Origin of the sequence: Embleya scabrispora DSM 41855 (genome assembly GCF_000372745.1) — a bacterium.
Lineage (GTDB): Bacteria > Actinomycetota > Actinomycetes > Streptomycetales > Streptomycetaceae > Embleya > Embleya scabrispora.
Map to the genome: position 1 here is coordinate 194,533 of NZ_KB889562.1, position 12,279 is coordinate 206,811.

At 70.7% G+C, this 12,279-nt stretch carries 10 protein-coding genes and 2 pseudogenes; 5 read left to right on the forward strand and 7 right to left on the reverse strand.

The features are described 5' to 3' along the window. The first annotated feature begins 47 nt into the window (after positions 1–47). Both A3IC_RS52170 and A3IC_RS70560 read left to right on the forward strand, forming a co-directional pair. Positions 48–1,340, forward strand: a complete 1,293-nt coding sequence (locus A3IC_RS52170) for a YihY/virulence factor BrkB family protein (protein WP_020548562.1) — start codon at positions 48–50, stop codon at positions 1,338–1,340. A 12-nt stretch (positions 1,341–1,352) separates the two neighbouring features. Beyond that, positions 1,353–1,754 (forward strand): annotated as a pseudogene (locus tag A3IC_RS70560) (class I SAM-dependent methyltransferase); the annotation flags it as partial. A gap of 16 nt (positions 1,755–1,770) precedes the next feature. On the opposite strand, the gene A3IC_RS0102905 reads toward A3IC_RS70560, so the two are convergent. From A3IC_RS0102905 to A3IC_RS0102930, 6 genes and pseudogenes are all read right to left on the reverse strand, one after another. Next, positions 1,771–2,805 carry an EamA family transporter gene (locus tag A3IC_RS0102905; protein WP_020548564.1) on the reverse strand — a complete coding sequence of 345 codons (1,035 nt, stop codon included), beginning with the start codon at positions 2,803–2,805 and terminating at the stop codon, positions 1,771–1,773. A 31-nt stretch (positions 2,806–2,836) separates the two neighbouring features. Next, positions 2,837–3,502 (reverse strand): GOLPH3/VPS74 family protein, encoded by a 666-nt coding sequence (locus A3IC_RS0102910; RefSeq protein WP_020548565.1) that lies wholly within the window; start codon positions 3,500–3,502, stop codon positions 2,837–2,839. Positions 3,503–3,747: 245 nt separating this feature from the next. Then, a pseudogene (locus tag A3IC_RS52175) lies at positions 3,748–3,942 on the reverse strand (type II toxin-antitoxin system antitoxin); the annotation flags it as partial. 9 nt (positions 3,943–3,951) lie between these two features. After that, a complete protein-coding gene (locus tag A3IC_RS0102920) occupies positions 3,952–4,875 on the reverse strand; it encodes an SPFH domain-containing protein (RefSeq protein WP_020548567.1) in 924 nt (307 codons plus the stop codon). 639 nt (positions 4,876–5,514) lie between these two features. After that, positions 5,515–6,165 (reverse strand): response regulator transcription factor, encoded by a 651-nt coding sequence (locus A3IC_RS0102925; protein WP_026217819.1) that lies wholly within the window; start codon positions 6,163–6,165, stop codon positions 5,515–5,517. Then, positions 6,162–7,415 carry a sensor histidine kinase gene (locus tag A3IC_RS0102930; RefSeq protein ID WP_026217820.1) on the reverse strand — a complete coding sequence of 418 codons (1,254 nt, stop codon included), beginning with the start codon at positions 7,413–7,415 and terminating at the stop codon, positions 6,162–6,164. The genes A3IC_RS0102925 and A3IC_RS0102930 overlap by 4 nt, the downstream gene beginning before the upstream one ends. A 187-nt stretch (positions 7,416–7,602) precedes the next feature. Here A3IC_RS0102930 and A3IC_RS0102935 point away from each other — a divergent pair, with 187 nt between their 5' ends. Together A3IC_RS0102935 and A3IC_RS0102940 are read left to right on the forward strand one after the other, a co-directional pair. After that, positions 7,603–8,979, forward strand: coding sequence for an FtsW/RodA/SpoVE family cell cycle protein (locus A3IC_RS0102935; protein ID WP_020548570.1), 1,377 nt, complete (start codon positions 7,603–7,605; stop codon positions 8,977–8,979). Beyond that, positions 8,976–10,442 carry a penicillin-binding transpeptidase domain-containing protein gene (locus A3IC_RS0102940; RefSeq protein WP_020548571.1) on the forward strand — a complete coding sequence of 489 codons (1,467 nt, stop codon included), beginning with the start codon at positions 8,976–8,978 and terminating at the stop codon, positions 10,440–10,442. The genes A3IC_RS0102935 and A3IC_RS0102940 overlap by 4 nt, the downstream gene beginning before the upstream one ends. Positions 10,443–10,484: 42 nt before the next feature. Here A3IC_RS0102940 and A3IC_RS0102945 read toward each other — a convergent pair whose 3' ends face one another. Continuing rightward, positions 10,485–11,093 carry a TetR/AcrR family transcriptional regulator gene (locus tag A3IC_RS0102945; RefSeq protein WP_020548572.1) on the reverse strand — a complete coding sequence of 203 codons (609 nt, stop codon included), beginning with the start codon at positions 11,091–11,093 and terminating at the stop codon, positions 10,485–10,487. Between the two features lie 140 nt (positions 11,094–11,233). Between A3IC_RS0102945 and hpnH the strand changes: the two genes are divergently transcribed. Further along, the gene (gene hpnH / locus A3IC_RS0102950; RefSeq protein ID WP_020548573.1) at positions 11,234–12,238 is read left to right on the forward strand and encodes an adenosyl-hopene transferase HpnH; all 1,005 of its coding nucleotides are present in this window, start codon (positions 11,234–11,236) and stop codon (positions 12,236–12,238) included. The last annotated feature ends 41 nt before the right edge of the window (positions 12,239–12,279 follow it).

A 12,279-nucleotide genomic window follows, 5' to 3' on the forward strand; every position in this document is an offset into this window, starting at 1 on the left:
CCGCCGGGTAGACGCCGGCCATCGCGGACGACGTTGGGGGCCGGCACATGGGCAGGTGGCAGGACGCACGAAACGCGCACAGGGAACGAGCCGAGCGCGAGGAGCGGACCGCCCGTGCGCTGCGTGGCGACGGCAGCCGGACGGCCGCGGACACCGAGCGGCCCGACGGCCCCGACGCGGCCGAGGAGCGAACCGGAAAGGTCCCGGGCCCGCGCAGGACCGCCCGCCCCGAATCCGAGCATCCGCCCGCCGACACGGTGGACCTCGCCAAGACCGAGCGCGACAGCAAGCACGGCACCGAGCACGGCACCGAGGACCCCGCCGAGGGCGCCGCCGAGCGTGCGCCGGCCCCCGAGAATCTCCCCGAGCGCCCCAGCGACCTGCCCAGGTCGTCGTGGTTCAAGGCCGCGTGGCGCACGATCCGGGAGTTCAAGGAGGACGACCTCAACATCTGGGCCGCCGCGCTCACCTATCAGAGCGTGCTGTCGATCTTCCCGGCACTGCTGGTCGTGGTCTCGCTGGTGGGCCTGGCCGGTCGCTCCGCCACCGACGCGCTGACCGAGAACGTGCAGAGCGTGGCACCCACCGAGACGCATCAGATCGTGATCAACGCGATCCAAAATCTCGAACACAGCCGAGGCACCGCCGGCCCGCTCGCGCTGGCCGGCCTGGGTCTGGCGTTGTGGTCGGCGTCCGGCTATGTCGCCGCGTTCATGCGCGCGTGCAACACGATCTACGACGTGCCCGAGGGCAGGCCGCTGTGGAAGACGGTGCCCACCCGGATCGCGGTCACCGTGGTGACCCTGCTGCTGCTGTCGGTCTGCGCGATCGCGGTGGTGTTCACCGGCTCGCTGGCCAAGCAGGCCGGACACGCATTGGGCGTGGGCGAGGCGGGCGTGCTGCTGTGGGACTACGCGAAGTGGCCGGTACTGATCGTGGTGGTCAACTTCCTGTTCGCGCTGCTGTACTGGGCCGCGCCGAACGCCAAACAGGGCTTTCGCTGGATCACCCCCGGCGGCGTCCTCGCGGTGCTGCTGTGGGCCGTCTTCTCCGCCGCGTTCGCCTACTACGTGGCCAACTTCGGCACCTACAACAAGACCTACGGCACGCTCGCCGCGGTGATCGTGTTCCTGATCTGGCTGTGGTTGACCAACATGGCAATCCTGCTCGGCGCCGAGTACAACGCCGAGATCGAACGGGCCCGGGCGATCGCCGGCGGCCACCCGCCGACGCTGGAGCCGTACGTCCGGATGCGCAACGCACCCAAGCCCAAGGGCGCCTGGAAACGATGGTTCCGGTTCGGTCGCACACCCGAGGCGGAGCGGGCGCGCGAGGAGTAGACAATCGAGGTCATGGACAAGATCCGGCCCGCGTACGAGGAACTGGGCGCCGAGGGCTTCTACGCCACGCACGGCGCGCGGTACCGCAACCCGCACGAGCCACGGGTGCGGGCGGTGCTGGCCCAGGCGTTGGCGGAGCCGGTGGCCGCCGAGCCGAAGCTCCTGGACAGCGTGCTCGACCTGGCCTGCGGCAGCGGCGAGGCCACCCTCGCACTGCGCGAACTCGGTGCGCGCGAGGTCTCGGGCATCGACCCGTACACGGGCGTCGCCTATCGCGAGCGGACCGGGATCGACGCCGAGGCGCTGCGCTTCGAGGAGATCGCGGCGGGCGCACTGGCGGGCCGCGCGTACTCGCTCGTGGTGTGCACATACGCCCTGCACCTGCTCGCCGAGTCCCGACTGCCCGCGCTGGCCTACGCGCTGACCGAGGTCACGTCAGCGTTCGTGGTGGTGACTCCGCACAAGCGTCCGGTATTGCGGCCGGAGTGGGGATGGCATCTGCGCCGGGAACTGGTGGTGGATCGGGCTCGGGCCCGGCTGTATCGGACTTCACCCGAACCCGTCGAGGCGACTGGGCCACGGTGACGCCGGCGCTGGCGATCACCACCAGCGCGATACCCGCGATCTGGATCGGCACGAGCGACTGGTGCAGCACGAGGAATCCGGCGATCGCGGCCACGGCCGGTTCCAGGCTGGCCAGCAGCCCGAACGTGGCGGGCGTCAGATGCTTCATCGCGAGCATCTCGAAGCTGTACGGCAGAGCCGAGGACAGCAGCGCGACACACGCGCCCAGGCCGAGCACCTCGGGCTCCAGGAGCGAACTCCCGGCCGTGGCCACGCCCAATGGGGTGACCAGCACCGCGGCCACCGCGAAGCCGAGCGCCAGGCCCTCGACGCCGTCGAAGCGCTTGGAGATCTTCGAGGCGACCACGATGTAGCCCGCCCAGCAGGCCGCCGCCGCCATCACGAAGGCGATGCCGACCGGATCCAGCCCGCTGAAGCCGCCGCGGCCCAGGAGCAGCACACCGACGGCCGCGAGCACGATCCACGTCATGTCGCGCAACCGGCGCGACAACACCACGGCCAGGCCGAGCGGCCCGAGGAACTCCAGCGTGACCGCCGGGCCCAGCGGCAGCCGGTCGATCGCCTCGTAGAAGAACATGTTCATGCCCGCGAACATCACGCCCAGGCCGACCACCACGACCCAGTCCGCCCGGGTGCGCCCGCGCAACCGCGGCCGGGCGAAGGCGAGCAGGATGCTCGCGGCCAACACCAGCCGCAGCGTGACCGCGCCGGCGGGTCCCACATACGGGAACAGCCGGGCCGCGAACGCCGCGCCGAACTGGATCGAGCACGCGCTCGCCAACACCAGCAACACCGAGCGCCCCTGTGCGCCCGGCAGCAGCCGGTCGACGAATGCGGGCAGCGCACGCGAGGTCGCGTCGGGGGTGGTGCGGGAGGTCATTCCTCGACACTACGGACATCGTCAAGCCGGTTCAGACGCCGGCCGTGGCGGATTTGCGATCCCGGACCACCTTGCGCAGGGCTTCGGGCACCGGGCCCAGGCCGGCTTCCAGCTCCCGGATACGGCTCTTGGCGGCCCGGCGTTCCCGACCACCGAGCACCACGCGCAGTTCACCCTCGTAGGCCAACGCGGCCAGCGCCGCGTCCGCCGCCGGGACACGTGCGACGGGTCGGCCCGGCTTGACCGCGTCCCACATCGCCCGGGTTGCGGCGGTGCGCAGTTGCGGTCGGCGCAAGAGCATCCGCCGGCTCGGGATGATGCCCAGGATCCGGTGCGACTCGAACCTGATCACCCGCTCGCGTTCGAGCCCGGCTCCGACGTGCCCGGTGGCCTGCCGGTCGCCCTTCTTGACCCAGTGGCGCCAGCGATGAGGCCGCTCGCTCGCGGTGATCCTGCCCAGCAGCTCGGCCGCCAGGTCGCAGTCCGGCACGGCGGCGCCCCGACGGGCGGTCGCCTTGACCTTGCCGGCGTCGTCATGGATGAGGCCCTGCTCGTAGAGGTCGTACAGGGCCGCCGCCTGGAGCGCGGCTCCCAGATTGCTTCGGCTCAGCAGTCGTTGCCGCTCGGGACTGTAGGCGAGCAGGAACACTCGCCGGGCCAGGGACACGTTCACGTGCACCTCCAGGGATACGTTCACGTCGACCTCCTCGGCGCCAGGGCGTCGCGTCGTCTTCGACCTTGTCGTCACGGCCCGGTACCGAGGTCGCCAGTGTCGCCACGGCCGCGGCCACGATTGCCGGGATCGCCAGGATCGTCTCGATCGCCACCGTCGCCTCCGCCGGACTCGGAATCGGACTCGGACTCGTGGGACTTGTGGGACTCGTCGGACTTGTCGGACTCGTCGGGCTCGGACTCGGCTTCGGGGGTCGGCCGGTGGGCGGAGTCGGTCTTGGGGGGTCGGCCCCGGCGGGCCGGACGGCCGGCGTTGCCCGGCATCCGGCCGGCGTCGCCCAGTGAACGCCGCAGCAGGAACTCGATCTGCGCGTTGGTGCTGCGCAGTTCGTCGGCGGCCCACTTGGCGATCGCATCGTGCACCGCCGGGTCCAGGCGAAGCAGGATCTTCTTGCGCTCGGTCACCGGGACCGGCTATGCGTAGAGGGAACCGGTGTTGACCACCGGCTGGGTGGCCTGTTCGCTGCACAGCACCACGAGCAGGTTGCTGACCATCGCCGCGCGGCGGTCGTCGTCCAGTTCGACCAGGTCGCCCTCCTCCAGCCGGTTCAGGGCGAGTTCGACCATGCCCACCGCACCCTCGACGATCCGCTGCCGGGCCGCGACCACCGCGCCCGCCTGCTGGCGGCGCAACATCGCCTGGGCGATCTCCGGCGCGTAGGCCAGCCGGGTGATCCGCGACTCGACGACGCTGACCCCGGCCGAGGCGACCCGCGCGCCGATCTCCGCGGAGAGCTTGCCGGTGATCTCGTCGGCGTTGTCGCGCAGGGACATACCGCCGTTGCCGTGGTCGTCGTAGGGGTAGCTGTTGGCGATGTGGCGCACCGCGGTCTCGGTCTGGATCGCGACGAACTCCTCGAAGTCGTCCACCTCGAACTTGGCCTGTGCGGTGTCCTCGACCTGCCACACCACAACCGCGGCGATCTCTATCGGATTGCCGTCGTTGTCGTTGACCTTGGCGGTCTGCGTCTCGTGGTTGCGGATGCGCGTGGACACCTTGGTGCGGTTGGTGAACGGGTTCACCCAGCGCAGGCCGTCGCGGCGCAGCGTGCCCTTGTAGTGCCCGAAGAGCTGGAGCACCCGAGCCTCACCCGGGGCGACGGTGGTCAAGCCGCAGAGCGCGAACAGCGACGCGACGATGATCACGATGCCGGCGATGACGGCCGCGACCTTCCCACCGTCGTGCAACAGGGCCCCGAAGATGATGAGCCCGACGCCACCGGCGACGAAGAGCACACCGACCGCGAGCGCGGACAAACCGGAGACACCGGTCACCACCTTCTCCCGGACCTGTGGGGCCGGCATTTCCACGATGGACTTGGGACCGATGTCACTCATGTGGTCACTCCTGCTCGATTTGATGTGCCATCAACACCATAGCAAAGTGATATCACTTTATGCCAGGGGCCACCCTCCCTCCCCGCCGGCCACCCGGGCGGGCGCGGACTCGCGAGCTGCGGGCGGTCGCGGACGTGCGAGAGACGCGAACGGCCGGGCGGCGCGGGCGCACGGGCGGGCGGCCCAGGTCAGCAAGCGCGGACGGCTGGGCGGGCGTCCCGGGTCGGCGAGCGCGGACGGCCTGGCCGCGCGGGCGGGCAGCGGTCGGCGGTGGGCACCCGGGCGCGGATAAGCGGTCGGCGCTGGTGGACGGTCGGTCCGGCGGGCGGTTCAGTGCGGGCGCACGGCCGGGCCGGCGCCCGCCGGTGTCGCTCCACGGTGGGCGGCAGGATCAGGCAGGCGAGCCCGACGAGTTCGGGGTGGCGCCCGACCACCGGAGCCTCGATGCGGCGCACTGCTCCCTGATCCAGCCCGCGGCGGCACAGGTCGACGAGATCCGCCCGGACCTGCCGGGCCCGCGGACGCTCCGGCCGCCCCGGACGCCGGAGCCCCGCAGTTCGGATCGGTCGGATCGGGTCGCCGGGTCGAGAGGCGCACCCCCGGGCATGTCGCGCCGCCGCTCCGCATCGGCGCCGCGCGTCAGCCGGGGCCGACGAAACCCGACTCGTAGGCGGCGATCACCGCCTGGGTGCGGTCACGGGCGCCCAACTTGCCCAGCACCGCGCTCACATGGCTCTTGACCGTCTCGGTACCCAGGAACAGTTCGGTGGCGATCTCGGCGTTGTTCAGCCCCCGGGCCATCGCCCGCAACACGTCGGCCTCGCGGTCGGTCAGATTGGCCCGGACCACCGTGTCACCGCGGGCCGCCTTCTTGTGCCGCTCGACCAACGCCCGCAGCTTGGCGGGGAACAGCAGGGAGTCTCCGGTGGCCAGTGCCCGCACCGCGCCGGTGATCTCGGCGGGGCGGGCCCGCTTGAGCAGGAAGCCGTGTGCCCCGACCCGCAGCGCCTCGTAGACGTATTCGTCGTTCTCGAAGGTGGTGATGATCAGGATCTTGGGCGGCTGTTCGAGATGCGCGAGCAGGTCCCGGGTGGCCTGGATCCCGTCCACGCGCGGCATCCGCACATCCATCGCGACCACGTCCGGGCGCAGCGCGCGAACCAGCGAGAGCACCCCCGCGCCGTCGTCGGCCTCGCCCACGACCTCCAGATCGGGCTGCGCGCCCAGGATGGCCCGCAGGCCCGCCCGAACCAGTTCGTCGTCGTCCACCAGCAGGATCCGGATCGTCACGACGCCCACCGTAGAGGCAAGCGCACGTGCACCCGCCAATAGCCCTCATGCGCACCGGCGGTGGCCTCGCCGCCGAGCAGCGCGGCCCGCTCGCGTATGCCGCGCAGCCCGCTGCCGCTGCCGGCGCCGACCACCCGCCGCTCGACTCCCGCCGCGGGCGCGCTGCTCAGCACGGTCAGCTCGACGTCGTGTTCGTCCACCGCCACGGTGACGTCGACCGGCACCGGGCCCGCGTGCCGCAGCACGTTGGTGAGCGACTCCTGCACGATCCGATAGCCCTCGCGCGAGATCACCGCCGGCACCGCGTCGACGGCGCCCGCCACCCGCAGTTCGACCGAGGCACCCGCGCCGCGGGTGCCGTCGACGAGCACCTTGAGCTCGGACAGGCCGGGTCGAGGCGCGGCCGGCTCCGGTGCGTCGCGCAACAGCAGCAGCATGCGTTCCAGGTCTTCCAGGGCCTGTCGGCCGGTCTCCTCGATAGCTTCGAGCGCCCGGTCCGCGAAGGCGGGATCGGTGTCGAGCAATTGCCGGGCGGCGCCGGCCTGAAGCACCGTCACGGACAGCGCGTGGCCGATCGAGTCGTGCAATTCGCGGGCGAGCCGATTGTGTTCGAGCAGTTGCTCGGTCCGCCGCTCGGCTATCGCGAGGCGCTCGGTCGCGGACGGCCCGAGCAGCCTGGTACCGAGCCGGGTGAGCAGCCAACCCACGCCGGCCAGGTAGTAGAGAGCCCCGACGATGACGAGCGCACCCAGGGGAATCAGCCACCAGTGCTCGGCACCGCCCGCGAAGGCGAGCCCGCCGAACGCCACGCCCGTATCCGTGGCCGGCGACATGATCATCGCGATTCCCACGAACACCCAGTGGCCCGTGAGTGCGAGACCGAGCCAGGCCAGGTCGACCCGCAACACCAGCCACAGCGCAGTGCGCCATCGGTCCCCCCACCCCTGGGACCGGGTGACCGCGATGTCGCTCTCGTCCCCGGGGCGCAGCAGCAGCCGGGCCAGGAAACCCTCGAACCGGCGCGCCTCGGCGAGCAGCCCGAACACGATCAGGATCGGAATCGGGACGACCAGCAGCGCGAGCCCGTCGGCCGGCCCGCTGTCGCCTTCCAGACCCGGGTACACCAGGGCGACCGCCACGCCCAGGGCCAGCGCCGTGAACAGGTGGAAGGCCCGCGTGTAGGTGGAGGCCGTGACGAGCGGCCGGGTGAGGCGGGTGAGCCAAGTGCGAAGCGGCGCGATCCGGGACATGCCGCCATCCTGCCGGGTCGCCGTGTGCACGACCTCCCCCGCCCGGGGGAGACCGTCCCCACGGTTGGGGGAATTGGCGCAGGGTCCCGAAATCGCAGTCGTGACGCGCCGCCACCACCGGCGGTACCCACCGCAAAGCAGCCGACCCTCCGGTTACCCAGGGTCACTTGTGGGCATCCCAGAGCGCATGTCCAGATGGCGGCGGCGCAAGACGGTGGCGGGAGAACCCCTGCCGCCCACCCGACGCAACACCGAGTTCCTGCTGCTCGTCTTCGCGGTCCTGGTCCCCGTCCTCGCGTATGCGAACGTCGGCCTGACCAAGGACGGCTCGGTTCCTCCGGATACCGCCGGATACGGACTCGGGCTCGGCTTCCTCGTGTTGGTCGCCCACATTCTGGTGCGCCGCTTCGCGCCGTATGCCGACCCGGTGCTGCTGCCGATCGCCGCACTGCTCAACGGCCTGGGGCTGGTGCTGATCTACCGACTCGACCTGGAGACGTCGAAGGCGCAGGCCGCGCCCTCGCAACTGGTGTGGTCGGCCGTCGGGGTGATCCTGTTCGCGGTGGTGATGATCGCCGTGCGCGATCACCGCACCCTGGGCAAATACGCGTACCTCGCGGCCGCCGTGGCCCTGTTCCTGATGATCGTCCCGGTCTTCTTCCCGGCCATCAACGGCGCCAAGGTGTGGATCCGACTCGGCCCCTTCTCGCTGCAGCCCGGCGAGTTCGCCAAGATCATCCTGGTGGTCTTCTTCGCGTCCCACCTCGCCACCACGCGCGAGACGCTGATGATGATCGGCCGTCGGTTCTGCGGCGTGAACCTGCCGCGCGGCCGCGACCTCGGCCCGGTCGTCGCGGTGTGGCTGACGTCGGTCGGCATCCTGGTCCTGGAGCGCGATCTGGGCACGTCCCTGCTCTACTTCGGCGCATTCGTGGTGATGCTCTACGTCGCGACCGCCCGCATCGGCTGGATCCTGGTCGGCCTCATCCTGATCGCACTCGGCGCGTTCGCGGTCGGCTCGGCCGAACCCCACGTGCACAGCCGCGTGCAGGACTGGCAGGACCCGTTCGCGAGCATCCACGCGGGGCTCGGACCGGGCCAACTGGCCCAGTCGTTGTTCTGTTTCGCGGCCGGCGGTCTGCTCGGCGCCGGCCTCGGCCTGGGGCACTCGATCCTGGTCGGCTTCTCCGCCAAGAGCGACTTCATCCTGGCCACCGTCGGCGAGGAACTCGGACTGACCGGCATCGCCGCGCTGTTCGTGCTCTACGCGCTGCTGGTCGCACGCGGCTTCCGGGCCGGCCTGACCGCGCCGGACCCGTTCGGCTCGCTGCTCGCCCACGGCCTCTCCGCCGTGCTGGCCATCCAGGTGTTCGTGGTCGCGGGCGGAGTGACCGCGCTGATCCCGCTCACCGGCATGACCATGCCCTTCCTCGCCCAGGGCGGCTCGTCCGTGGTCACCAACTGGGCGCTGATCGCACTGCTGATGAAGGTCAGCGACCGGGGTCGCCGACCACCCGCGCCGATCGAGGAGCCCAGCGCGCTTCCCGAGAAGGTGCTCGCGTGATCGTCACCGCCCGGCGAGCCGCCGGATTCTGTCTGCTGCTGCTCCTGGCACTGCTCGGCAACGCCACCTGGCTCATGGCGCACCAAGCCGACGCCTACGACCACATGGCGGGCAACCGCCGCCCACAGATCGTCCGTTACCAGCAGCCGCGCGGCGACATCCTGGTGGCCGGCCGACCGGTCACCGGTTCGCCGTACACCGCCACATCCTTCGACCCGGCCTACGGTCGCAGCTACACCGACGGCCCGCTCTACGCCCCGGTCACCGGCTTCGCGTCCCGGCTCTACGGCGCCACACTGCTCGAAGGCGTCGAGGACGACCTCCTGGCGGGCACCGACCCGCGTCTGGGCGCGTGGCCGGTGATCACCGCGATCACCCGAAGGCGCGGCCCCGCCGGCAACGTGGCCACCACGATCGTGCCCGCCGCACAGCAGGCCGCGTTCGCCGGTCTCGCGAACACCGGCAACAAGGGCGCGGTGGCCGCGCTCGACCCCGCCACCGGCGCGATCCTGGCCCTGGTGAGCACACCGTCCTACGACCCGGGCAGGCTGGCCGGTGGCGACAAGGCGACCCGGAGCGCATGGACCGCCCTGGACACCGACCCCGACCGGCCGATGCTCAACCGCGCGTTGCGCGAGACCTATCCCCCGGGCTCCACCTTCAAGGTGGTCACCGCCGCGGCGGCGCTTTCCTCGGGCATGGTGACCGATCCGGACGAGCCGACCGACTCGCCCGATCCCTATCCGCTGCCCGAATCGCAGGCCGGACTCGGCAACGCGGTGTCCGGCTGCCGCGACGCCTCGCTGCGCTACGCGCTGGCGATGTCCTGCAACACCGTGTTCGCCAAACTCGGGGTCGACATGGGTGCCGAGGTGATGCGCCGGCAGGCCGACGCGTTCGGCTTCGACCACCCGAAGCTGCGGATTCCGGTCGCGGTCACCGAGAGCGTGTTCCCGAAGCATCCGGATCGCCCGCAGACCGCGCTGTCCTCGATCGGCCAGTTCGACACCCGGGCCACCCCGCTCCAGATGGCGATGGTCGCGGCGGGCGTCGCCAATGACGGCGAGGTGATGCGGCCGTACCTGGTCGAGCGGCTCACCCGCCGCGACGGCAGCATCGTGCACGTCACCGACCGCGAGCCCCTGACCCGCGCGGTCTCCCCGCCGGTGGCCCGCCGACTACAGACGATGATGGAGGACGCGGTCGCCACCGGCACCGGCGGCAACGGGCGGATCGACGGCGCCGTCGTCGGCGGCAAGACCGGCACCGCCCAGCACGGCGAGAACAACCGGGCCGTGCCCTACGCGTGGTTCATCGCCTACGCGAAGGCCGACGCCGGACCCGCCGTGGCGGTCGCCGTCGTGGTCGAGGACGGCTCGGCCGACCGTGCCGACGTCACCGGCGGCGGCCTCGCCGCCCCGATCGCCAAGGCCGTGATGTCCGCGGTGCTGGACGCCCGATGATCCGCCGCCGGGCTCGCCTCGCGAACGGCTCCCGCGCGGCGGTCAGCTCTTGCGCAGCCCGGCCAGCACCCGGTCGATGACCTGGCCCACCTCGCGCCGGGCGTTCGCGGGGTCCGCCGCACGCGCGGTGTACATGCTCGCCTCGGAGATCAGCGATGCCAGCAGCCGGGCCAGCGGCCGCACCGGCAACTCGTCGATCTCGCCGTTGTCCATCGCCCTCCGCAACCAGGCGGCCAACAGCCCGTGTCCGTGCTCGTCCACGAGCGCGTCCCACGACCCGGGCCCGAGCACCGCCGGTCCGTCCACCAACACGATCCGCTGGAAGTCCCCGGTCGTGCACACGTCCAGGAACGATTGGAATCCGTGCCGCAGCTGATCCCACGGTTCGCTGGGGTGGTCCCGGGCATGACGCATCTCGTGGGCGACCAGCGCCTCGGCCGCCTCGGCCGCGACGGTCGCCATGACCGCGCGAAAGAGATCGGCCTTGTCCTTGAAGTGGTGATACAGCGCGCCCCGGGTCACTCGGGCTCGGGCCACGATCTCCTCGGTGCCGGTCTGCGCATAACCCTGGGTCGCGAACAGCTCGCGTGCCGCGGTCAGCAGCGCCGCACGGGTGTCCGCGACATGTTGTGCCCGACGCGTGACCGCCATACAACCCCCACGTTACGTACAGCCTGTATGTTGAAGATGTTGTCATCATCGGGCACACCCGGGCAACGACGCCACGCCGAGTCGAGTTTCAGCGGACGCCGACGCCCCCGGGTTCGGGGATAGAGAGGAAGCGAACGGTCATGGGCCTGCCGCTGAACCTGGCTGTGAAAATCGGCACTCACCTGGTCAAGCAGAAGATCAAGCGAGTCGACAAGTTCGCGATGATCGTGGAGGTCGAGCCGCTGTTCGCCTGCAACCTCAAGTGCGGCGGGTGCGGCAAGATTCAGCAGCCACACGACGTGTTGCGCAAGCGCATGTCGGTCGAGCAGGCCGTCGCGGCCGTCGAGGAATGCGGCGCGCCGATGGTGTCGCTGGCCGGCGGTGAGCCGTTGATGCACAAGCAGATCGATCTGATCGTCGAAGAACTGCTCAAGCGCAAGAAGTTCGTCATCATCTGCACCAACGCCGTGCTGCTGCCCAAGCACCTGCACAAGTTCAAGCCGAACAAGAACTTCGCGTGGATGGTGCACATCGACGGCCTGCGCGAGAAGCACGACCAGGCGGTGGACAAGGAAGGCGTCTTCGACGAGGCGGTGGCCGCGGTCAAGATGGCCAAGGCCGCGGGATTCCAGGTCTACACGAACAGCACGTTCTTCAACACGGACTCCCCCGAGAGCATCGTCGACGTGCTCAACTTCCTCAACGACGACCTCAAGGTCGACCGGATCCAGATCTCCCCGGCCTACGCCTACGAGAAGGCCCCGGTACAGAACCGCTTCCTGGGGGTCGAGCAGACCCGGAAGCTGTTCGCCTCCGCCTTCTCCGGCGGCAACCGCAAGAAGTGGCGGCTCAACCACTCCGCGCTCTTCCTCGACTTCCTGGAGGGCAAGCGCGACTTCGAGTGCACGCCGTGGGCCATCCCCTCCTACTCGCTGCTCGGTTGGCAGCAGCCCTGCTACCTGATGGGCGACGGCTACGTGCAGAGCTACCAGGAGTTGCTCACCGACACGGAGTGGGGGAATTACGGCCGCGGCAAGGACCCGCGCTGCGACAACTGCATGGCGCACTGCGGCTACGAGCCCACCGCCGTCCTGGCCACCATGGGCTCCCTCAAGGAAAGCCTGCGCGCGGTCGTCGCGGGCTGACCGCCCCCGGGGGTCGACGGACGAGGTTCCGTCGACCCCGG